This is a genomic window from Pseudomonas guariconensis (assembly GCF_040822035.1).
Lineage (GTDB): Bacteria > Pseudomonadota > Gammaproteobacteria > Pseudomonadales > Pseudomonadaceae > Aquipseudomonas > Aquipseudomonas guariconensis.
In genome coordinates this window covers 4,656,764-4,677,006 of record NZ_CP162012.1, presented here as the reverse complement: position 1 = coordinate 4,677,006, position 20,243 = coordinate 4,656,764, and the positions used below count along the sequence as shown (strand labels likewise).

Below are 20,243 nucleotides of genomic sequence, written 5' to 3'. Positions count from 1 at the left end.
CACGCCCCTGCGTATCCTGCAGGGGCGTTGTTGTTGCCACGGCTTACGAGGCCGTTTCCGCCATGAGCGAACCTGACGTCAAGTCGCACAAGATCGAATTCCCCTGCGACGATTACCCGATCAAGGTAATCGGCGATACCGTGGTCGGTTTCAAGGACACCGTGATCGAGATCCTGAGCAAGTATGCCAAGGTCGATCTGTCCACCCTGGCCGAGCGCCAGAGCAAGGAAGGCAAGTACACCACGGTGCAGTTGCACATCGTTGCTGAAAGCGAGAACCAGTTGCACGATATCAACAGCGCCCTGCGCGCGACCGGCATCGTTAAAATGGTGCTCTGATGCCTTCCTGCCTCGGTTTTCGCGATCTTGGCCTGCAGCCCTATGAACCGGTGCTGGAGGCCATGCGGCGCTTTACCGAGCAGCGCAGCCCGGACAGCCAGGACGAAATCTGGCTGGTCGAACACCCCTCGGTCTTTACCCAGGGCCAGGCTGGCAAGGCCGAGCACCTGTTGGTCCCCGGCGACATCCCGGTGGTGCAGACCGACCGTGGCGGCCAGGTGACCTATCATGGCCCCGGCCAACTGGTGGCCTACCTGTTGCTGGATGTTCGTCGCCTGGGGTTTGGTGTACGCGAGCTGGTCACCCGGATCGAGCACAGCCTGATCGACCTGCTGGCCAGTTATGACGTCCAGGCCGTGGCCAAGCCCGATGCGCCTGGCGTCTATGTCGACGGGGCGAAGATCGCCTCCCTCGGCCTTCGAATCCGCAATGGCCGTTCGTTCCACGGCCTTGCCCTGAACGTGGACATGGACCTTGCGCCATTCCGCCGAATCAACCCCTGTGGGTATGCGGGGCTGGCGATGACCCAGTTGCGTGACCTGGCAGGTCCGATCGAACTCTCCGAGGTCAGGACAAGGCTGCGCGGACAGCTGGTCAAGCACCTCGACTATGCTGAGCAGACGACCCTCACGGGCGGAATCGACTGAATATGACAACAACTGTGCAAGAAGCCGTGCCGAACCCGGTACCCACCCAGGACGCCGCCGCGCGTCCCGCGCCAAAGAAAGTCGAAGCAGGCGTGAAGCTGCGCGGTGCTGAAAAGGTCGCGCGTATCCCGGTCAAGATCATCCCTACCGAAGAGCTGCCGAAGAAGCCGGACTGGATTCGCGTGCGCATTCCGGTTTCCCCGGAGGTCGACCGCATCAAGCAACTGCTGCGCAAGCACAAGCTGCACAGCGTGTGCGAAGAAGCCTCCTGCCCGAACCTGGGCGAGTGCTTCTCCGGCGGCACCGCGACCTTCATGATCATGGGTGACATCTGCACCCGTCGCTGCCCATTCTGTGACGTCGGCCACGGCCGGCCGAAGCCGTTGGACCTCGACGAGCCTAAGAACCTGGCCGTGGCCATCGCCGACCTGCGCCTGAAGTACGTGGTCATCACCTCGGTGGACCGCGATGACCTGCGTGACGGCGGTGCCCAGCACTTCGCCGACTGCATCCGCGAAATCCGCGCCCTGTCGCCTGGCATCCAGCTGGAGACCCTGGTGCCGGACTACCGTGGGCGCATGGACGTTGCCCTGGAAATCACCGCCCAGGAGCCGCCGGATGTGTTCAACCACAACCTTGAGACCGTACCGCGCCTGTACAAGGCTGCGCGTCCGGGTTCGGACTACGACTGGTCGCTGGACCTGCTGCAGAAGTTCAAGCAGATGGTCCCGCATGTACCGACCAAGTCTGGCCTGATGCTCGGTCTTGGCGAGACCGACGAAGAAGTCATCGAAGTAATGCACCGCATGCGCGAGCATGACATCGACATGCTGACCCTGGGCCAGTACCTGCAGCCTTCGCGCAGCCACTTGCCGGTGCAACGTTTCGTGCACCCGGATACCTTCGCCTGGTTCGCCGAGGAAGGGTACAAGATGGGCTTCAAGAACGTTGCCTCCGGCCCGCTGGTGCGCTCTTCGTACCACGCCGACCAACAGGCCCACGAAGCCAAGATCAAGCTCTGAGCCTGGTTGAGTGATCGATGCCGATGCACGCCGGAAGGCGGCATCGGCATTTTTGTTTCCGAGAGCTGCCCCTGTACGTGCAAGGAGTTGTTCGATGAACTGCGTTGAAACCTTGGATGCATCTCTGCCTGCAGCGCTGCCCGGCAATGCCTGTTTTGCCATCGTCGCCCCGGCCGGCCCGGCCCGGCTGGACGGGCGCAAGGCAAGCCAGTGGTTTGCCGACCGAGGCTACCAGTGCCGCCTGTTTCCGGGCGTCGGTCAGGCCGAAGGCTATTTGGCCGGACCAGACCAGCAGCGTCTGGATGACTTGCATGGGGCGTTTGCCGATCCTGCAATCGACGCCATCCTGTGCATGCGCGGTGGCTATGGCAGCATGCGGCTGTTGGATCGGCTCGATTTCGACCTGATCCGCCAACACCCCAAGCCGCTGGTCGGCTATAGCGATATCACTGCCCTGCACACGGCGCTCCAGCGCCACGCTGGGCTCATCACTTTCCATGGCGGCATGCTCAATGCCGATCTGCTCGGCGCGAAGCAGGAGCCGACCGTCAGTTCATTGTTCGATCAACTGCACGGCAAGGTCCATCAGGGCGATGTACTGGCCCATCCCGATGCTTATCCACTGACCTGCGTGGCCCCTGGCATGGCCAGCGGGCGTTTGCTGGGCGGCAATCTATCGGTGCTGTGTGCGACCTTGGGGACGGTGGGCGAGATCGACAGCCAGGGCTGTATCCTGTTCATCGAGGATGTCAACGAGCCGCTGTACCGCGTAGACCGGCTACTCACCCAATTGCGTCTTGCCGGCAAACTGGACGGGATTCGCGGTGTGCTGGTGGGCGATTTTGCCGGAATCACCGTGCCGGCGATGACGCCGCTGCTGAAGGATATCTTCGGGCCGTTGGGTATCCCGGTATTGGCGGGGTGGCGCAGTGGGCATTGTGATCCCAACCTGTGTCTGCCGCTGGGGGCCAGGGTAAGGCTGGACAGTCAGGCCATGCGGCTGTCATTGGAGCAGTCGTTGTTTGAGCGCTAAGGCCTGGGCGCTGGCCTTGAGGCTTGCATAAGCTTGTGGGAGCGGGTCTACCCGCGCTCCCACAGGGCTGCGCTCGTTGCCAGGTTAGCGACGACGCAGGCTGTCGAGCAGCTTGTGGGTCGGGTACCCATCTGCCGGCCAACCCAGCGCCTGCTGGGCATTGCGGATGGCCTTGCGGGTATTGGCGCCGATGATGCCGTCGGCATTGCCGGCCTCGTGGCCGCTGGCGTTGAGCAGATCCTGTAGTTCGATGCGCTCGCTACGGCTCAGCGGCAGATCGTCCTTGGGCCAGCTACCGGCGATGAAGCCCCAGCCATAGAAGCGATCACCCAGCAGACTGACCGCCAGGGCGTAGGACGAGGAATTGTTGTACTTCAGGATCGCCCGGAAGTTGTCCAGCACCAGGAACGCCGGGCCACGAGCCCCTGCCGGCAGCAGCAGGGCGGCGGACAGCTGGCTGCTGCCTGCAGGCAGCTGGGTGCCGGCTGGCAGTTTCACGCCCAGTTGCAGCCATTCACTGACGCTCTTGCGCTGCACGCCATCGGCCAGCCAATAGTCGAAGCCTGCGGGCACTTGGACTTCGAAGCCCCACGGCTGCCCACGTTTCCAGCCCGAGCTTTGCAGGTAGTGGGCGGTGGATGCCAGGGCATCGGCTGTGCTGTTCCAGATATCGCGACGGCCATCGCCGTCGAAGTCCACCGCGTGGGTGTTATAGGTGGTCGGAATGAACTGGGTCTGGCCCATGGCGCCGGCCCAGGAGCCGCGCATGGCCTCGGGCTGGATGTCGCCGTTCTGCAGGATCTGCAGGGCGGCGATCAGTTGGTCCTGGGCGAAGGTCGGACGACGGCCTTCGTAGGCCAGGGTGGCCAGGGAGCGGATCACTGATTTGTTGCCCTGGAACTGGCCGAAGTTGCTTTCCATGCCCCAGACCGATACCAGCACCTGGCGGTCGACGCCATAGCGCTGCTCGATGCGCGACAACAACTCGGCATGTTGCTCGAGCAGCTTCTTACCGTTGCGCACACGCAGCGGCGACAGGGCGCCGTCGAGGTATTCCCACACCGGGCGGGCGAATTCGGGTTGGCTGCGGTCGGCCTTGATCACGTCCATGTCGGGTGTGACGCCTAGGAAGGCGCGATCGAAGGTGTTGGCACTGATGCCGGCTTGCAAGGCCTGCTGGCGGAAGCCTGCCTGCCATTGGGCGAAGGTTTGCAGGGGCTGGATGTCGTTGCTGGTGTCAGGCGTGGTGCCCGGCAGGGACACGTTCGGCGCAGGCTGCGCGGGGGCCAGCGGCAAGGCGTCGGCGGCGGTGGGTTTTTCCGCACAGGCGACGAGCAGGATGAAGCTGGAGGCTGCGATCAGCTGGCGAGACGGCCAGCGCAGGGACAGACGAAAGGGCATGCACAGATCCAGAATTGCGGTTCAGGTGCCGACCATATCATGACTGGGGGTTTCCTGCCTTCATGCGGCCAAAAAGCAAGAAGCCTCCCAATCTCTCGATTGGAAGGCTTCGCGGCGGTAGCTGCCTTTGCCCTTGTTCGGTCGTTCCTGGCGGCAGCGGAACAGTGGCTGGGCGATGATGGACTTGGCCTTGTTCGGCCCGTGCTTCTTCGGCTTCTTGCTCATGGCGATACCCCGGTTGGGTGGATGTCGGGGCGCACTGTAAGACCAGGGTAGGGCAGGAGCCAATTGATTGTATGTATGGGCAGATAGGGGCTGTCTTGCAGACTTTTTCAGCCCATTGCTGGCTTCGCCAGCCCCTACAGGAATAGTGCAGATAGCTTACTCGCCAGGCAACGCCAGGCGTTGCCCGGCCATCAGCAGCGCCAGCCGCGCCAGCCCCGTCCAGGGGGAACCTTCGGCCTGACCTTTGATCTGGGCGTCGATGCGCTGAGCATCCTGCAGCAACTGCGCCCAACGCTGCGCGGACAGGCGCTGGAGAGCTTTGCTGACCAGTGGTCGGCGTTTATCCCACACAGGTGGTCGTGCCTGGCTGAAGGCCTTGTCCAGCGGCACGCCTTGGCTGAATTGCTGGGCAAGCCCAGCCAGCAGGCGCAACTCGCGCGCCAGGGCCCAAAGGATGACTGGTGGCTCGACCCCTTCGCCGCGCAAGCCTTCCAGCATGCGCAGGGCGTGGGCCGCCTCGCCGTTGAGGATGGCATCGACCAGCCCGAACACGTCGAAGCGAGCGCTGTCGGCTACGGCAGCCTGCACGGTTTCCACCGTGATCTGGTTGCCTTCGGCTAACAACTTGAGTTTTTCGATCTCTTGGGCGGCTGCCAGTAGGTTGCCTTCGACCCGCGCGGCGATCAGGTCGACCGCGTCACGTTGGGCGGACAGTCCGGCCTGGGACAGGCGCTGATTGATCCACTGTGGCAGTTGCTGCGCGTCGACTGGCCAGATCTGGATGAATTGGCAGTGCTGGCCTTCGATCAGCGCCTTGCCCCATTTGGTCTTCTGCGCGCTGCCGTCGAGTTTGGGCAGGCTGACCAGCAGTAATGTGTCTTCGGCCGGGTTGGCGCAGTACTCCATTAACGCGGCAGCGCCCTTGTCGCCGGGCTTGCCCGATGGCAGGCGCAGCTCCAGCAGGCGCCTTTGGGCGAACAAGGAAAGGCTGGCGCCGGCCTGGAGCAGGGTGCCCCAATCGAAATTGGCGTCGGCACTGAACACCTGGCGTTCGTCGAAGCCCTGCTGGCGAGCCGCGGTACGGATGGCGTCGGCGGCTTCCTGACAAAGCAGCGGATCGTCGCCGCTGACCACGTAGACCGGGGCCAGGGCACCTTGCAGGTGTTTGTTGAGTTGGGCGGGGGAGAGCTTCATGGTGGATGCGGGGGCACCCGAAGGTGCCCCGTTCGGCCTCGGTCAGTTGGCCGGAACTTCCATTGGGGATTGCTGCGGCGTTTCGTCCTGCTGGCGGCGGGCCGCCTCCTGGGCCTGGGCTTCGGCCTTGGCGCGTTCTTCTGCTTCGCGCTGCAGCTCGTCCAGGTGGCCCGGGGTCAGCATTTGCAGGCGAACGAGCATGGCCTGGACCAGATCGCGGCGCATTTCTTCGCGGGCTTGGGTGGCTTCCTGGTCGGAGCCTGTGATGTTGTCGCCGTCATGCACGTAGATCTTGCGCACTTCGATCTTGTCGCTCAGCAGCGGGATGTCGTTCAGGCCCAGCATGCTGTAATTGAGCACGGTGGTGAGTTCATATTCGACCGACCGGTTGCCGCCGCTATAGGTGGCGGCGCGCTGGGTTTGCTGCTCGTCGGTCAGCACCAGGCGGTAGGGGGCGCCTGAGTGGACATTGACGCCGTTGCGCTTGAGGGATTCGCGCAGCTCGGTCACGGTCTCGCCATAAGCATTGCGCGCGCGCAGGTCCATTTCCTTGATGCTCAGCTCGGTGGTGCCGGTGCCGCGCAGCTGGAAACCGCAGGCGCTGAGCACGACGGCCAGGCCCATTACCAGCAGATTGCGTTTGATCATGTTGTAGCTCCCTTGTGGGCCAATTCCGCCCGCCCGCAACATGCGCGGGCGGGCGTTGCCATCAGTTGGCGACGATGTTGACCAGCTTGCCCGGCACCACGATGACCTTGCGGATGGTCAGGCCATCGATGAAGCGCAGGACGTTCTCGTTGCTGCGGGCGGCGGCTTCGATCTCTTCACGGCTGGCGCTGGCGGGCATTTCGACCTGGCCACGCAGCTTGCCGTTGACCTGGACCACCAGAGTGATGCTGTCCTGGACCAAGGCGCTTTCGTCTACGCTTGGCCAAGTGGCATCGATCACGGCCTGGTCGTGACCCAGGTGCTTCCACAGCTCATGGCTGATGTGCGGCGTGATCGGGGCCAGCAGCAAGGTCACGGCTTCCAGGCCTTCGTGCAGCAGGGCGCGGTCCTGCTCGGTGGCTTGCGGGGCTTTTTCCAGCACGTTCATCACGGTCATCACCTGGGCGATGGCGGTGTTGAATTTATGGAACTGGCCCACGTCGGTGCTGGCCTGCTTGATGGCGGCATGGATGGCGCGGCGGATGGTTTTCTGCGCATCGTCCAGTACGGCGACGTCCAGCTTGCCCGGCAGGCCCTGGCTCACGTGGGCCTGGGCCAGGCGCCATACGCGGCGCAGGAAGCGGCTGGCACCCTCGACGCCGGAGTCGGACCACTCCAGGCTCATGTCGGGCGGCGAGGCGAACATCATGAACAGACGGCAGGTGTCGGCGCCGTAGGCGTCGATCATGGCCTGTGGATCCACGCCGTTGTTCTTGGACTTGGACATCTTCTCGGTACCGCCGATTTCCACCGGCAGGCCATCGGTCTTCAGGCGGGCACCGATGATCTTGGCCTTGGCGTCACGCTCGACCTCGACGTCCGCCGGGTTGAACCAATCCTTGCCGCCGTTGCTGGCGGTACGGTAGTAGGTCTCGGCGACCACCATGCCCTGGGTCAGCAGGTTCTTGAACGGCTCGTTGGAAGTTACCAGGCCTTCGTCGCGCATCAGCTTGTGGAAGAAGCGCGCATACAGCAGGTGAAGGATGGCGTGCTCGATACCGCCAATGTACTGATCGACCGGCAGCCAGTGGTTGGCCGCTTTCGGGTCGACCATACCGCCTTCGTAGTTTGGCGAGGCGTAGCGGGCGAAGTACCAGGACGACTCGACGAAAGTGTCCATGGTGTCGGTTTCGCGCTTGGCCGCGGCGCCGCATTTCGGGCAGCTGCATTCGTAGAATTCAGGCATGCGCGCCAGTGGCGAGCCAGCGCCGTCCGGCACCACGTTTTCGGGCAGGGTGACCGGCAATTGGTCTTCCGGTACCGGCACATCGCCGCAGGTCGGGCAGTGGATGATCGGGATCGGGCAGCCCCAGTAGCGCTGGCGGCTGATGCCCCAGTCGCGCAGGCGGAACTGGGTACGCGATTTGCCCAGCTGCTTGCGGATCAGGGCGGCTTCGATGGCGTCGAAGGCGCCTTCGAAATCCAGGCCGTCGAACTCGCCGGAGTTGATCAGCTGGCCGTGCTCGCCGTAGGCGGCCAGCCACTCGCTGCCCACGTCGTCGCCGGCGCTGGTGCGGACCACAGCCTTGAGCGGCAGGTTGTACTTGTGGGCGAACTCGAAGTCACGCTCATCGTGGGCCGGAACAGCCATCACGGCGCCATCGCCATAGTGCATCAGCACGTAGTTGGCGACCCAGACCGGGAGCTTCTCGCCGGTCAGCGGGTGCTGGACGAACAGGGAAGTGGGCATGCCCTTCTTCTCCTGAGTGGCCATGTCGGCCTCGGCGACGCTACCGCTCTTGCATTCATCGATGAACGCCTGCAGTGCCGGGTTGCCCTGGGCGGCCTGGGTGGCCAACGGGTGCTCGGCGGCGACTGCGACGTAGGTCGCGCCCATCAGGGTGTCCGGACGGGTGGTGAAGACCTTGAGGGTGCCTTCGTGGCCGACGCTCGCCTGGTCGTAGGGGAACTGCACTTCCATGCCGCGGGATTTGCCGATCCAGTTGCGCTGCATGGTCTTGACCTGCTCAGGCCAGCCCGGCAGCTCGTCGAGGCTTTCAAGCAGCTCGTCGGCGTAGTCGGTGATGCGGAAGTAGTACATCGGGATTTCGCGCTTCTCGATCAGCGCGCCCGAACGCCAGCCGCGGCCGTCGATGACTTGCTCGTTGGCCAGTACGGTCTGGTCGACCGGGTCCCAGTTGACGGTGCCGTTCTTACGGTAGATGACGCCTTTTTCGAACAGGCGGGTGAACAGCCACTGTTCCCAGCGGTAGTAGTCCGGCTTGCAGGTGGTGACTTCACGCGACCAGTCGATCGCCAGGCCCAGGCTCTTGAGCTGGGACTTCATGTAGTCGATGTTCTCGTACGTCCACTTGGCCGGGGCGACGTTGTTCTTCATCGCGGCGTTTTCGGCCGGCATGCCGAACGCATCCCAACCCATTGGCTGCAGGACGTTCTTGCCCTGCATGCGCTGGTAACGGGCGATCACGTCACCAATGGTGTAGTTGCGCACGTGGCCCATGTGTAGCTTGCCGCTCGGGTACGGGAACATCGACAGGCAATAGTAGGTGTCCTTGCCTGGCTGTTCGGTGACAGCGAACGATTGTTGCTCGTCCCAGAAGGTCTGGGCGGCGGCTTCTATATCACGGGGCGTGTATTGTTCGTGCATGGCTACTTTGTGCTGAGAGAGATAAGGACCCTGTTTCCAGGCAGCGCAACCTCGCTGCGTCCGGCACTGCGGTGTCGTTGGAGTGAACGCCGTAGCATACATGAGCGCCGCGCATCGTGGGAAACCTTGAATGCGGCTCCGGGGCCGTTGGTCGCGGCACCGGGCTGCTTTTCAGAGTGACGCTAAGCTCATCTTTGGGGGAGATATTCTTATCTTCAATGAGGTGAACGGATGGGAGAGTCGCAGCTACCCGCAATCAAACCGGAGCTATACGAACGCTTGATCGACCGCCTGGGCTTGGCACTCGAAGTGGCCAGGACCTCCGTACGATTACGCGACGAGATGCCAGCTGAACTGGAACTGCGTGGCCTGAGCCACGCCGAGTTCGAAGTGATCAAGGCCTACCTGGAAACCCTCCCGGAAGGTCGTTTCGCCAGCGCCGGTGCTTACCAGCAACCGGAGCCGACGTCGGCGAAGATCGTCTGGCTCAAGGACAAGAAACGCCCCGCCACCACGGCGAGATCCCGGACGCTGTCCCGCTAGCCGTTCTGGATTCCAGGCGCAGACCGTCGTGCGCCGGTACTCAACTTAAACTGCTCATGATCGGCGCCGGACGCGCACTTGTTGCCCGGCGCCGATCCTCTTAGGCTGCACTCCTTTCCAGGAGGACCGTGCATGCCGCTTCGCTATTTCATCAAACAATGGTTGCTGCCTCCCGGCGTGCTGTTTTTGCTCTTGCTGGCAGCTTGGTGGCTGCGCACGCGACGCCCGCGCCTGGCGGCCTTGTGCTTTGCCCTTGGCCTGGGTGGTTTGTGGCTGATGAGCTTGCCGCTGGTGGTGGAACGGGCGGCCCGGCAGTTGGAGACCGAGGCGCCATTGCCGATGGCGCAATGGGCGACCCTGGCAGGGCGAGCCGACGCGATCGTGGTGCTGGGCGCCGGGCGTGAGCGTGGCGACCCGGCCTGGGGAGCAGAGGACCAGCCGACCGGCACCGCTCTTGAGCGCATGCGCTATGCCGCGCAGCTGGCCAAGGCCTCGGGGCTGCCGGTATTGACCACCGGTGGGCTTCACTACGGCACGCCGCCGAGCGAGGCCCAGTTGATGGCCGATCGCATGAAGTCGGACTTCGGCGTTGACGTGCGCTGGAAGGAAGAGGCCAGCCGCACTACTTGGGAGAACGCCCAGTTCAGCGCGCGGCTGGTGCAACCCCAAGGCGTGCGCCGCGTGGTGCTGGTGACCCAAGCCTGGCACATGCAGCGCTCGCGCTGGAGTTTCGAGCAGGCAGGGTTCGAGGTGGTGCCGGCACCGGTCGGATTCCTGGGCAAGGACCATGCGCAGCCGTTCGCCGGCTTGCTGCCCGATAGCCGGGCGGTGTGGCGCAGCGGACAGTTGCTCAACGAGGCGGTGGGGTTGGTGGGGTATCGGTTGTTTTACTGACCACCGCGGGGCCGCAATGCGGCCCCTGGAAGGTCACACGGTCTTGGCGATCCGGCTCGCCAAGAGCGCCCATCCCAGCAGTAGCGCACAGAGAATCGCCAGCGGCCAGGAGCGCCATTGCAGGTAGGGCGTCAGTTGCTGCATTGGCACCACATCCCCGTAGAGGACGGCTTGCTGGAACTGCGGGATCTGCGCAGTGATCTTGCCGAAGGGGTCGATCAACGCGGTGACGCCATTGTTGGTGGCGCGGATCATCCAGCGCCCGGCCTCCAGGGCACGCATCTGGGCCATCTGCAAGTGTTGCAGGGGGCCGATGGAGGTGCCGAACCAGGTGTCGTTGCTGATGGTCAGCAGCAAGTCGCTGCGTGCGGCCAGGCCCGCTGCGAACTCGGGATAGACCACCTCGTAGCAGATGAACGGCGCAACCTGATAGCCCTTGGCCTGCAGCAAGGGCTGGTCCGCTGGGCCGCGGGCGAAGTCCGACATCGGCAGGTTGAAGAACTCGATCAGCCCACGGAGCATGTCCTGCAGCGGTACGTATTCGCCAAAGGGCACCAGCTTCTGCTTGAGGTAGGTGCCGTCGCCCTCTCCGGTCACGGTGATGCCGTTGTAGTAGCGGCGCTGGTGGTGCACCACTTCACGCACCGGCACCCCGGTGATCAGCGCCGAATGCCGATCGGCGGCAAAACGCCCCATTACGTCGATGTAGCCTTGGGCCTGGTCCTTGAGTACGGGGACGGCGGTTTCCGGCCAGACCAGCAAGTCCACTGGCTTGGAGCTGAAGCTCATGTCGCGGTAAAGCGCCAGTTGCGCATCGATGTGCGCCGGGTCCCATTTCAGGTCCTGCTCGACATTGCCCTGCAACGCTGCGACCTTCAGTGGATCACCGGAGGGTTGTGTCCAGGCATGCCCTTTGAGCGCCATGCCGATCACCCAGGGCGCCAACAGCACTATCACGCCCACCGCCAGAAACGAGGGACGCTCACGCAGGCGGTGCAGGTTGCACAGCAGCGCAGCGCTCAGTGCCAGGACAAAGGAAATCAGCCACACGCCACCCAGCGGTGCCAGACCGGCCAGGGGGCCATCGAGCTGGCTGTAGCCTGCGTACAACCACGGGAAACCGGTCAGGAACCAGCCGCGGAAGGCTTCCTGCAGCAGCCACAGAGCGGCGAAGCACAGGGCATCGGCCAGGGGAGCCTCATTGCGACGCAGCCAGCGCGCCCATAGCCAGGTGGGCAGGGCGAAGAACCAGGCCAGGGCGGCGAAGAACGCCACCAGCAGCGCGATCGCCAGCGCCGGGGAGGCGCCGCCGTAGGTGTTCATGCTGACGTAGATCCACCAGGTGCCGGCACCGTACAGGCCGAAACCGAACCACCAGCCACGCCACATCGCCTGGCGCGGGCTGAGCTCGCGCAGGCCGAGGTAGAGCAGGGCGATGGACAGCAGCGCCAGAGGCCAGATGTCGAACGGCGCCAGGGCCAGGAGGGTCGATGCGCCGGCCGCCAGGGCCAGCAGGTTACCGGGCCAGCCGGGGCGGGTGATCCAACGCATGTTTGTCCTTAACGGGTGATCGGAGTCAGGCGCAGCAAGTGTATCCGCCGGCTGTCGGCGTTGAGAATACGGAACTTGTAGGCCCCGATCTCGGTGGTCTCGTTGCGCTTGGGCAGGTGGCCGAAGGCACTCATCACCAGGCCGCCCACAGTATCGAACTCATCGTCGGAGAACTCCGAGTCGAAGAACTCGTTGAAGTTCTCGATCGGGGTCAAGGCCTTGATCAGGAAGTCGCCACTGGGCAGTGGCTTGATGTAGCTGTCTTCCTCGACATCGTGCTCGTCCTCGATGTCGCCGACGATCTGCTCGAGCACGTCCTCGATGGTCACCAGGCCCGCCACGCCGCCATATTCATCGATGACGATGGCCATGTGGTTGTGGTTGGCGCGGAATTCGCGCAGCAGCACGTTCAGGCGCTTGGACTCCGGCACGAAGGTGGCCGGGCGCAGCAGGTCCTTGATGTTGAAGCTGTCGCCGTTCTCCTTGAGGATCAGCGGCAGCAGGTCCTTGGCCAGGAGGATCCCGAGCACATCGTCATGGCCTTCACCGATCACCGGGTAGCGCGAGTGCGCGGCATCGATCACCGCTGGCAGGAATTCGCGTGGAGACTGGCTGGCCTTGATGCTGATCATCTGCGAGCGCGGCACCATGATGTCACGCACCTGCAGGTCGGCGACCTGGATGGCGCCTTCGACGATGGTCAGCGCTTCGCTGTCGAGCAGCTTGTTCTGATGGGCTTCGCGCAGCAGCTCGAGAAGCTCCTGGCGGTTTTTCGGCTCATGGGCAAAAGCCTGGGTCAGTTTACCCAGCCAGGACTTCTGCCCATTGCTCGATCGGTCTTCGCTCATGGCGGTTACTCGTGATCCTTTTCAGTTGTCAGGTTGTGTGATTTCGTCGTCGGCGTAAGGGTCCGGGTGACCCAATTCCGCCAGCAAGGTTCGTTCCAGGGCTTCCATCTCCTCGGCTTCGTCGTCCTCGATATGATCGTAGCCAAGCAGGTGCAGGCAGCCATGGATGACCAGGTGCGCCCAGTGGGCTTCGAGCGACTTGCCTTGCTCGGTGGCTTCCCGCTCGACCACTGGCACGCAAATGACCAAGTCGCCCAGCAGGGGGATGTCGAGCAGGTCATCGGGAACGTCGGCGGGGAAGGACAGCACGTTGGTGGCGTAGTCCTTGTGCCGGTAGGTGTGGTTCAGCTCACGGCCTTCGGGTTCATCGACCAGGCGAATGGTCATTTCCGAGTCGGCGGTGCGCTGGCGCAGCGCCAGTTCGCACCAGCGACGGAAGGCAGCGTCATCCGGGGCGGCAGCATCCGTGGCCCGTTGCAGGTCGAGTTCAAGCATCTTTGCCGGGGACCTCGGGCTTTGCCTGGCGCGCGTCGAAGCGGTCGTAGGCTTCGACGATACGCTGCACCAACGGGTGGCGGACCACATCCTTGGGCTGGAAGTGGGTAAAGCTGATGCCCGGCACGTCCTTGAGCACTTCGATCACATGGGCCAAGCCCGACTTGGTGCCGCGCGGCAGGTCGACCTGGGTGATGTCGCCGGTGATCACCGCCGTCGAGCCGAAGCCGATGCGGGTGAGGAACATCTTCATCTGCTCAAGGGTGGTGTTCTGGCTTTCGTCGAGGATGATGAAGCTGTTGTTCAGGGTACGACCGCGCATGTAGGCCAGCGGGGCAATTTCGATGACTTGGCGCTCGATCAGCTTGGCCACGTGTTCGAAGCCGAGCATCTCGTAGAGCGCGTCGTACAGCGGGCGCAGGTACGGGTCGATCTTCTGGGCCAGATCGCCAGGCAGGAAGCCGAGCTTCTCGCCGGCTTCCACTGCCGGGCGCACCAGCAGGATGCGGCGCACCTGTTCGCGCTCCAAGGCATCCACGGCGCAGGCTACAGCCAGATAGGTCTTGCCTGTACCGGCCGGACCGATGCCGAAGTTGATATCGTTGGCCAGGATTTCCTTGACGTAGCGCTGCTGGTTGACCCCGCGCGGGCGGATGTTGCCCTTGCGCGTGCGTAGCGACACGCTGACCTCGTTGACCGCTGGGTTGTCTAGGTTCTCGACGGTCGATTCCTGCAGGTACAGGTGGACGGTTTCCGGCGACAGCTCGGAAGCCTTGGCTTCGCGATAGAGGCGACGCAGCAATTGCTCGGCGGCAGAAGTGGTCTTGGGTTCGCCAATCAGTTCGAACTGGTTGCCGCGGTTGCGGATTTCGATGGCCAGGCGTTGTTCGATCAGGCGCAGGTGCTCGTCGAACTGGCCGCACAAGTTGGCGAAGCGGTGGGCCTCGAAGGGTTCGAGGATGAAACGATGAGGTTGTATGGGTGCGTTCAAGGTCGTTTTTAGCCGCTCGACGGCAATGGAGGTGAACTCAAGAATAACCCCTGAAGGGCAGTGGCGAAAGCACTGAAACGATCAAGGGACAGGTATCTGTGGTGGCGCATTGGCGGGTAGACCCACTCCCACGAGGTTTACCGCCATTCGGTGGGAGCGGGTTCCCCGGCGAACAGACCACCACCATCATCATTCAATCAATGAGCCGACCAGCGAATGGGGCTTGGCCTCTTCGATGCGTACATCCACCAGTTGGCCGATCAGCGCTGGATTGTCGCAGTGGAAGTTGACGATTCGATTATTCTCGGTACGGCCTTGCAGCTTGCCTGGGTCACGCTTGGAGAAGTCGGTGACCAAGATGCGCTGGACACTGCCGACCATGCGTCGGCTGATTTCGAAACCCTGCTGGTCGATGCGGTGCTGCAGCAGTTGCAGACGCTGTTTCTTGACCTCCTCGGGCGTATCGTCCACAAGCTCCGCGGCCGGGGTGCCGGGACGTGCGCTGTAGACGAAGGAGAAGGAAAAGTCGAAACCGACCTCGGCCACCAGCTTCATGGTTTGCTCGAAGTCCTTCTCGGTCTCGCCGGGGAAGCCGACGATGAAGTCCGAGCTGATGCAGATGTCCGGCACCGCAGCCTTGAGCTTGCGCAGCTTGGACTTGTACTCGAGGATCGTGTGGTTGCGCTTCATGGCCGCCAGCACGCGGTCGGAGCCTGCCTGTACCGGCAGGTGCAGGTGCTTGACCAGCTGTGGCACCTCGGCGTGGGCCTGGATCAGGCTGTCGGAGAATTCCAGTGGGTGCGAGGTGGTGTAGCGGATCCGTTCGATTCCGTCGACTGCCGCCACCACACGGATCAGCTCGGCGAGGTCTGCCAGACGGCCATCGTGGGTCAGGCCGCGATAGCCGTTGACGTTCTGGCCCAGCAGGGTGATTTCGCGCACGCCATTCTCGGCCAGGTGGATGACCTCGGCCAGTACGTCGTCGAAGGGGCGGCTGACCTCGGTGCCACGGGTATAGGGCACCACGCAGAAGGTGCAGTACTTGCTGCAGCCCTCCATGACCGAGACGAATGCCGTCGGGCCGTCGATGCGGGGCTCGGGAAGGTGGTCGAACTTTTCGATTTCAGGGAACGACACATCGACTTGCGGTACCCGAGTGATGCGCGCGGCGTCGATCATTTCTGGCAGACGGTGCAGGGTCTGCGGACCGAACACCACATCGACGTAAGGCGCGCGCTTGCGCAGGGCCTCGCCTTCCTGGCTGGCCACGCAACCCCCGACGGCGATGACCATGTCTGGGTTGCGGTCCTTCAGGGCGCGCCAGCGGCCGAGCTTGGAGTACACCTGATCCTGTGCTTTTTCGCGGATCGAACAGGTGTTGAGCAGGATGACATCGGCGTCGTCGGGGCGCTCGGTGACTTCCAGGGCCTGGTGTTCGCCCAACAGGTCGATCATGCGCGAGCTGTCGTACTCGTTCATCTGGCAACCGTGGGTTTCAATGTAAAGCTTCTTGGCCATGGCAAATCATCTGCTGCGGGTGCTGAAAGGCCGCACATTATAGAGGTGGCACCGGGTGCTTAACAGGGCAAGCGGTCTGCTATGATGCCGGCCATTTTCCTAACACGGTGTCGTCTTCTTCGATCATGAGCAAACGCGAACCCGCCATCTATAAAGTGATCTTTCTCAACCAGGGCCAGGTCTTCGAGATGTATGCCAAGCAGATCTACCAGAGCGACCTGTGGGGCTTTCTTGAAATCGAGGAGTTCGTTTTCGGCGAGCGCACCCAGGTCGTAGTCGACCCCAGCGAAGAGAAGCTCAAGGCGCAGTTCGAAGGTGTGGTGCGCAGTTTCGTGCCGATGCATTCGATCGTGCGTATCGACGAGGTGGAGCGATTGGGGACGGCGAAGATCAGCGAGGCCAAGGGTGGCGGTAACGTGATGCCGTTCCCGATGCCAATGCCGGAGAAGTAGGTCGGCCCGTCAGGGCAGGGGGGAGAAGGGTGTGCGCCCTTCGGCGTTTTGCAGCTCCAGCAGGTATTTGCGGAAAATCTGGCCGAGCACCTGGGTAGCGTGTTCGAGTTCGTCGCGGGGCATCTGCTCGGTGACTTCGTCGGCCAGGTCCAGGGCGTCTTCGTCGCCATTGACCGCTGCCATTTTCAGCAGAATGTAAGCCTGAACGTTGTTGGCCGGAACGCCTTCGCCATGGAAGAACATCGAGCCGAGACGGTATTGCGCCTGGGCCTGGCCTTGCAATGAGGCCTTCTCGAACCAGTTGACGGCCTTTTTCAGGTCTTTGGGTGCCTGGTTGCCACTGTAGTAGAACTCACCCAGCTCGTATTGCGCCTGGGCATCGCCCGACTCCGCCGTCCGTTCGCAAGCCTTCAGGGCGTTCTGCAGGTCCTCTGGCTGTGTGTCGAAGGTGCAGCGTCCCGTCGCTGGAATCAGCAACGAGTTGCCACCCTCTGCCAAGGCCAGCAGGGGCTGAAGAAGCAGCAGGCAGCCCAGGGTAAGGGCGCGGCCGGTGCGGTTCATGGGGATCGACTTACCTCTGCAAAGCTGCGGCCAATGTCTCTGGTGGCACATTATGGGATAAGCAGCGCCTACCTTACAAAGTTTTACTCGAAATTCTGTATTGAGAAGCCTTTGTCGATTGCACAGCGTTTATCGCCTGCCTCGGCTTCTTCGCGGCTGTACCCGCTCCTACAAGTTATGCGTTGAACCTGTGGGGGCGGGTATGCGTGCGCAGAAGCCGATGCAAGGCGGGCAATCACTTCAGTGCAGCGAAGGCTTTTTCGGCGGCGTCCAAAGTGATCTGCAGCTCCTTGTCGCCGTGGGCAATGGAGGTGAAACCCGCCTCGAAGGCGCTTGGCGCCAGGTACACGCCGCCCTCGAGCATCAGGTGGAAGAAGCGCTTGAAGCGTTCCACGTCGCTGCCCATCACGTCATCGAAGGTGACGATGTCGTCGGCACCGCTGAAGTACAGGCCGAACATGGCACCGGCCTGGGTGGTGACGAACGGTACGCCAGCGGCATCGGCACGCTGTTGCAAGCCATCCAGCATGCGGGAGGTGAAAGCGGTCAGTTCGTCGTGGAAGCCTGGGCGGCTGATCAGCTTGAGCGTGGTCAGGCCTGCCGCCATGGCCAACGGGTTACCCGACAGGGTACCGGCCTGGTAAACCGGGCCGAGCGGGGCGATGCATTCCATGATCTCGCGCTTGCCGCCGAAGCAGCCAACCGGCATACCGCCGCCGACGATCTTGCCGAAGGTCGACAGGTCCGGCTTGATGCCGTAGTAGCCCTGGGCGCCGCCGAGGGAGACACGGAAACCGGTCATCACTTCGTCGAAGATCAGCACCACGCCGTGTTTGTCGCACTGCTCGCGCAGGCCTTCGAGGAAGCCCGGAGCCGGCGGTACGCAGTTCATGTTGCCAGCGACGGGTTCGACAATGATGCAGGCGACGGTCTGGCCGACTTCGCTCAGGGTCTTCTCGACGGCGGCGATGTCGTTGAACGGTAGGGTCAGGGTGTGCTTGGCGAAGTCCGCCGGCACACCGGCCGAGCTCGGTACGCCCTGGGTCAGCAGGCCGGAGCCGGCCTTGACCAGCAGGCTGTCGGAGTGGCCGTGGTAGCAGCCTTCGAACTTGATGATCGCATCGCGGCCGGTGTAGCCACGGGCCAGGCGGATGGCGCTCATGGTCGCCTCGGTACCTGAGCTGACCATGCGCACCATCTCCATGGACGGCACGATCGAGCAGACCAGGTCGGCCATCTCGGTTTCCATGGCGGTCGGGGCGCCGTAGGACAGGCCGTGTTCGAGTTGCTTGCGTACCGAGGCCAGGACGTCCGGATGGCCGTGACCCAGAATCATCGGGCCCCAGGAGCCTACGTAATCAACGTAGCGCTTGTCGTCTTCGTCGACGACATAGGCGCCTTCGGCATGTTTGAAGAACAGCGGGGTGCCGCCGACGCTGCGGAAGGCGCGGACCGGCGAGTTCACACCACCAGGGATGTGCTTCTGGGCTTGGGCGAACAGGGATTCGGAACGGGACATGGGATTTCTCTCGAATCAGGAAGCGAACAGGGCATTGAAGGCGCGGGCGCGGCGGGTGACTTCCTGCGCGCTGTCGACACCGAACAAGCCATGGATCACCGCCAAAAGGTCGGCGCCATGGGCGACCAGGGGGGCGGCGTTGTCGAGGGTGATGCCGCCGATCACGGCGATCGGCAGTTGCACGCGGGCACGGGCCTGGGCGAGCAGGGCGATGTCGGCCGCTGGCGCGCCGGGCTTGGTGACCGAATTGAAGAAGCGACCGAAGGCCACATAGCTGGCGCCCTCGGTGGCGGCCTGCTCGGCCAGCTCGAGCTGAGCATGGCAGGTGGAGCCGATGATCGCATCGCGGCCGAGCAGGGTACGGGCCGGGGTCAGGGGGCCGTCGGTCTGGCCCAGGTGCACGCCGACGCCCAAGTGCGCGGCCAGTGGGGCGTCGTCGTTGATGATCAGTTGCGTGCCGTAGCGCTCGCAGAGCTTGAGCAGGCCTTCGGCTTCGTGCAGTCGGCGTGCTGCGTCGTCGCTCTTGTCACGATACTGCAGCAGGCAAACACCGCCTTCGAGGGCTGCCTCGACGTGGGAGAACAAGCGACCGGCGAGCAGTTGGCTGTCGGTGATCGCGTACAGACCGCGTAACTTCATCTGTCAGGCCTCATGGATCAGGAGCAGAAGTCCAGGGGCAGCCGGCGAGGGACGAACTGCCCCTTGCCCAGTTGCTCGGCGTCGCGCAGCGTGCGCCAGGTGTAGTCCAGGGCGCTGCGCACTGCACTTTGCAATTGCTCACCCAGCGCCAGTCGGCCCGCCAGGGCGCTGGCCAGGGTGCAACCGGAGCCATGGTAGCTACCCGGCAGGCGTTCGCAGGTCCAGGTGTGCTGTTGACCGTCGCGGCTATAAAGGCGGTTATGGATTTGTGCCTCGTCACCGTGACCGCCGGTAATCAGAAGATGTCTACAGAACGGCAAAAGTTTCTCGGCGCATTCGTCCGCGGTGCCTTCGGGCAGTTCAGCCAGGATCCGGGCTTCGGGCAGGTTCGGCGTGGCGATGGTGGCCAGCGGCAGCAGGCGTTCGCGCAGCGCATAGCCGACTTCGTCCTTGCCCAGCCGGCCACCGCCACCGGCGCGCAGAACCGGATCGCAGACCAGTGGCAGGTGCGGATGGGCGGCCAGCAGTTCGGCGACGGTATCGACCATTTCGATCGAGCCGAGCATGCCGAGCTTGACCGCTGCCACGGTGGAGTCGGCCAGCACGGCGTTGGCCTGTGCCAGAACCCACTCGCGGTCCAGCACGCGGAAGTCGGAAACGTTGACGGTATCCTGCACGGTCAGGGCGGTCACGGCAGGTGCGGCGTGACAGCCTTGGGCGATCAGGGCTTCGATATCTGCCTGCAGGCCGGCGCCGCCACTGGGGTCGTGGCCGGAAAGACAGAGGACAACGGGGCGGGAGCTGTAGGTCATGTTCATGGTCGGCGAGCTTACCACCAAACCTGTGGGGGCGAATCGCCCTGCTGATGGCTTTTGTTGATCAAGTGGTCAGATTTTTGTGTTTTGTCTTTCTGTAAGCATTGAGATAGAGCCTTTACTTTGAAATTTGAAGTGGCTGGTTGCCCTGTCCGAAGGCTATGCTAGAGTGCTCGGATAACTCGACAAATAGGCGCTGCCGGAATTCGTCGTCTCAAAGGGAAGGGAGGCCACCACGACG

At 63.2% G+C, this 20,243-nt stretch carries 21 protein-coding genes; 7 read left to right on the top strand and 14 right to left on the bottom strand.

The genetic code is table 11. The features are described from left to right. Positions 1-62 precede the first annotated feature (62 nt). The 4 genes from AB1N67_RS21685 to AB1N67_RS21670 all read left to right on the top strand — a co-directional run bounded on the left by AB1N67_RS21685 (position 63) and on the right by AB1N67_RS21670 (position 3,040). The gene (locus AB1N67_RS21685) at positions 63-338 is read left to right on the top strand and encodes a DUF493 domain-containing protein (protein WP_043211184.1); all 276 of its coding nucleotides are present in this window, start codon (positions 63-65) and stop codon (positions 336-338) included. Continuing rightward, on the top strand, positions 338-985 hold the full coding sequence (gene lipB, locus AB1N67_RS21680) for a lipoyl(octanoyl) transferase LipB (RefSeq protein WP_090346793.1): 648 nt from the start codon (positions 338-340) through the stop codon (positions 983-985). The genes AB1N67_RS21685 and lipB overlap by 1 nt, the downstream gene beginning before the upstream one ends. A 2-nt stretch (positions 986-987) precedes the next feature. After that, the gene (gene lipA, locus AB1N67_RS21675) at positions 988-2,007 is read left to right on the top strand and encodes a lipoyl synthase (protein WP_043211188.1); all 1,020 of its coding nucleotides are present in this window, start codon (positions 988-990) and stop codon (positions 2,005-2,007) included. A gap of 94 nt (positions 2,008-2,101) precedes the next feature. Beyond that, the gene (locus tag AB1N67_RS21670) at positions 2,102-3,040 is read left to right on the top strand and encodes an LD-carboxypeptidase (protein WP_090346792.1); all 939 of its coding nucleotides are present in this window, start codon (positions 2,102-2,104) and stop codon (positions 3,038-3,040) included. 84 nt (positions 3,041-3,124) lie between these two features. Here the strand turns inward: AB1N67_RS21670 and AB1N67_RS21665 are convergent, their stop codons facing one another. From AB1N67_RS21665 to leuS, 5 genes are all read right to left on the bottom strand, one after another. After that, the gene (locus AB1N67_RS21665) at positions 3,125-4,441 is read right to left on the bottom strand and encodes a lytic murein transglycosylase (RefSeq protein WP_043211191.1); all 1,317 of its coding nucleotides are present in this window, start codon (positions 4,439-4,441) and stop codon (positions 3,125-3,127) included. A 60-nt stretch (positions 4,442-4,501) separates the two neighbouring features. After that, complete coding sequence (gene arfA / locus AB1N67_RS21660; protein ID WP_043211193.1) at positions 4,502-4,666, bottom strand: alternative ribosome rescue factor ArfA; 165 nt, start codon at positions 4,664-4,666, stop codon at positions 4,502-4,504. Between the two features lie 156 nt (positions 4,667-4,822). Next, complete coding sequence (gene holA / locus AB1N67_RS21655) at positions 4,823-5,860, bottom strand: DNA polymerase III subunit delta (protein WP_043211196.1); 1,038 nt, start codon at positions 5,858-5,860, stop codon at positions 4,823-4,825. Between the two features lie 42 nt (positions 5,861-5,902). Next, the gene (gene lptE, locus AB1N67_RS21650; protein WP_043211198.1) at positions 5,903-6,508 is read right to left on the bottom strand and encodes an LPS assembly lipoprotein LptE; all 606 of its coding nucleotides are present in this window, start codon (positions 6,506-6,508) and stop codon (positions 5,903-5,905) included. A 61-nt stretch (positions 6,509-6,569) separates the two neighbouring features. Further along, positions 6,570-9,176, bottom strand: a complete 2,607-nt coding sequence (leuS, locus tag AB1N67_RS21645; RefSeq protein WP_043211200.1) for a leucine--tRNA ligase — start codon at positions 9,174-9,176, stop codon at positions 6,570-6,572. Between the two features lie 231 nt (positions 9,177-9,407). On the opposite strand from leuS, the gene AB1N67_RS21640 reads away from it, so the two are divergent. Both AB1N67_RS21640 and AB1N67_RS21635 read left to right on the top strand, forming a co-directional pair. Beyond that, on the top strand, positions 9,408-9,719 hold the full coding sequence (locus AB1N67_RS21640) for a hypothetical protein (protein WP_043211202.1): 312 nt from the start codon (positions 9,408-9,410) through the stop codon (positions 9,717-9,719). A 132-nt stretch (positions 9,720-9,851) separates the two neighbouring features. Then, positions 9,852-10,613, top strand: coding sequence for a YdcF family protein (locus AB1N67_RS21635; RefSeq protein WP_090346790.1), 762 nt, complete (start codon positions 9,852-9,854; stop codon positions 10,611-10,613). A gap of 33 nt (positions 10,614-10,646) precedes the next feature. On the opposite strand, the gene lnt is transcribed toward AB1N67_RS21635, so the two are convergent. From lnt to miaB, 5 genes are all read right to left on the bottom strand, one after another. Further along, positions 10,647-12,164 (bottom strand): apolipoprotein N-acyltransferase, encoded by a 1,518-nt coding sequence (gene lnt, locus AB1N67_RS21630; RefSeq protein WP_043211206.1) that lies wholly within the window; start codon positions 12,162-12,164, stop codon positions 10,647-10,649. A gap of 8 nt (positions 12,165-12,172) precedes the next feature. Further along, positions 12,173-13,012 (bottom strand): HlyC/CorC family transporter, encoded by an 840-nt coding sequence (locus AB1N67_RS21625; RefSeq protein WP_043211207.1) that lies wholly within the window; start codon positions 13,010-13,012, stop codon positions 12,173-12,175. A 21-nt stretch (positions 13,013-13,033) separates the two neighbouring features. Continuing rightward, on the bottom strand, positions 13,034-13,507 hold the full coding sequence (ybeY, locus tag AB1N67_RS21620) for an rRNA maturation RNase YbeY (RefSeq protein ID WP_043211208.1): 474 nt from the start codon (positions 13,505-13,507) through the stop codon (positions 13,034-13,036). Continuing rightward, positions 13,500-14,498, bottom strand: coding sequence for a PhoH family protein (locus tag AB1N67_RS21615; RefSeq protein WP_043211210.1), 999 nt, complete (start codon positions 14,496-14,498; stop codon positions 13,500-13,502). The genes ybeY and AB1N67_RS21615 overlap by 8 nt, the downstream gene beginning before the upstream one ends. A 189-nt stretch (positions 14,499-14,687) precedes the next feature. After that, positions 14,688-16,016: a tRNA (N6-isopentenyl adenosine(37)-C2)-methylthiotransferase MiaB gene (gene miaB, locus AB1N67_RS21610; RefSeq protein WP_043211212.1), complete on the bottom strand. Its 1,329-nt coding sequence runs from the start codon at positions 16,014-16,016 to the stop codon at positions 14,688-14,690. Positions 16,017-16,141: 125 nt separating this feature from the next. Between miaB and AB1N67_RS21605 the strand changes: the two genes are divergently transcribed. Next, positions 16,142-16,468, top strand: a complete 327-nt coding sequence (locus tag AB1N67_RS21605) for a DUF1820 family protein (protein ID WP_043211213.1) — start codon at positions 16,142-16,144, stop codon at positions 16,466-16,468. A 9-nt stretch (positions 16,469-16,477) separates the two neighbouring features. On the opposite strand, the gene AB1N67_RS21600 is transcribed toward AB1N67_RS21605, so the two are convergent. From AB1N67_RS21600 to AB1N67_RS21585, 4 genes are all read right to left on the bottom strand, one after another. Then, on the bottom strand, positions 16,478-17,029 hold the full coding sequence (locus tag AB1N67_RS21600; RefSeq protein ID WP_043211215.1) for a tetratricopeptide repeat protein: 552 nt from the start codon (positions 17,027-17,029) through the stop codon (positions 16,478-16,480). A gap of 235 nt (positions 17,030-17,264) precedes the next feature. Next, complete coding sequence (hemL, locus tag AB1N67_RS21595) at positions 17,265-18,548, bottom strand: glutamate-1-semialdehyde 2,1-aminomutase (protein ID WP_043211216.1); 1,284 nt, start codon at positions 18,546-18,548, stop codon at positions 17,265-17,267. 15 nt (positions 18,549-18,563) lie between these two features. Beyond that, positions 18,564-19,187 carry a thiamine phosphate synthase gene (gene thiE, locus AB1N67_RS21590; protein ID WP_043211218.1) on the bottom strand — a complete coding sequence of 208 codons (624 nt, stop codon included), beginning with the start codon at positions 19,185-19,187 and terminating at the stop codon, positions 18,564-18,566. Between the two features lie 17 nt (positions 19,188-19,204). Beyond that, on the bottom strand, positions 19,205-20,005 hold the full coding sequence (locus tag AB1N67_RS21585; RefSeq protein ID WP_043211219.1) for a hydroxymethylpyrimidine/phosphomethylpyrimidine kinase: 801 nt from the start codon (positions 20,003-20,005) through the stop codon (positions 19,205-19,207). Positions 20,006-20,243: the final 238 nt, after the last annotated feature.

Excerpts from the sequence above, each read along its gene's own strand:
- arfA (WP_043211193.1), bottom strand. The coding sequence starts at position 4,666 with ATGAGCAAGAAGCCGAAGAAGCACGGGCCGAACAAGGCCAAGTCCATC.
- ybeY (WP_043211208.1), bottom strand. The coding sequence starts at position 13,507 with ATGCTTGAACTCGACCTGCAACGGGCCACGGATGCTGCCGCCCCGGAT.
- AB1N67_RS21625 (WP_043211207.1), bottom strand. The coding sequence starts at position 13,012 with ATGAGCGAAGACCGATCGAGCAATGGGCAGAAGTCCTGGCTGGGTAAA.
- AB1N67_RS21585 (WP_043211219.1), bottom strand. The coding sequence starts at position 20,005 with ATGAACATGACCTACAGCTCCCGCCCCGTTGTCCTCTGTCTTTCCGGC.
- AB1N67_RS21605 (WP_043211213.1), top strand. The coding sequence starts at position 16,142 with ATGAGCAAACGCGAACCCGCCATCTATAAAGTGATCTTTCTCAACCAG.
- lptE (WP_043211198.1), bottom strand. The coding sequence starts at position 6,508 with ATGATCAAACGCAATCTGCTGGTAATGGGCCTGGCCGTCGTGCTCAGC.
- AB1N67_RS21685 (WP_043211184.1), top strand. The coding sequence starts at position 63 with ATGAGCGAACCTGACGTCAAGTCGCACAAGATCGAATTCCCCTGCGAC.
- thiE (WP_043211218.1), bottom strand. The coding sequence starts at position 19,187 with ATGAAGTTACGCGGTCTGTACGCGATCACCGACAGCCAACTGCTCGCC.
- AB1N67_RS21600 (WP_043211215.1), bottom strand. The coding sequence starts at position 17,029 with ATGAACCGCACCGGCCGCGCCCTTACCCTGGGCTGCCTGCTGCTTCTT.
- lipB (WP_090346793.1), top strand. The coding sequence starts at position 338 with ATGCCTTCCTGCCTCGGTTTTCGCGATCTTGGCCTGCAGCCCTATGAA.
- AB1N67_RS21640 (WP_043211202.1), top strand. The coding sequence starts at position 9,408 with ATGGGAGAGTCGCAGCTACCCGCAATCAAACCGGAGCTATACGAACGC.
- lipA (WP_043211188.1), top strand. The coding sequence starts at position 988 with ATGACAACAACTGTGCAAGAAGCCGTGCCGAACCCGGTACCCACCCAG.
- hemL (WP_043211216.1), bottom strand. The coding sequence starts at position 18,548 with ATGTCCCGTTCCGAATCCCTGTTCGCCCAAGCCCAGAAGCACATCCCT.
- AB1N67_RS21670 (WP_090346792.1), top strand. The coding sequence starts at position 2,102 with ATGAACTGCGTTGAAACCTTGGATGCATCTCTGCCTGCAGCGCTGCCC.
- AB1N67_RS21635 (WP_090346790.1), top strand. The coding sequence starts at position 9,852 with ATGCCGCTTCGCTATTTCATCAAACAATGGTTGCTGCCTCCCGGCGTG.
- lnt (WP_043211206.1), bottom strand. The coding sequence starts at position 12,164 with ATGCGTTGGATCACCCGCCCCGGCTGGCCCGGTAACCTGCTGGCCCTG.
- AB1N67_RS21665 (WP_043211191.1), bottom strand. The coding sequence starts at position 4,441 with ATGCCCTTTCGTCTGTCCCTGCGCTGGCCGTCTCGCCAGCTGATCGCA.
- miaB (WP_043211212.1), bottom strand. The coding sequence starts at position 16,016 with ATGGCCAAGAAGCTTTACATTGAAACCCACGGTTGCCAGATGAACGAG.
- holA (WP_043211196.1), bottom strand. The coding sequence starts at position 5,860 with ATGAAGCTCTCCCCCGCCCAACTCAACAAACACCTGCAAGGTGCCCTG.
- leuS (WP_043211200.1), bottom strand. The coding sequence starts at position 9,176 with ATGCACGAACAATACACGCCCCGTGATATAGAAGCCGCCGCCCAGACC.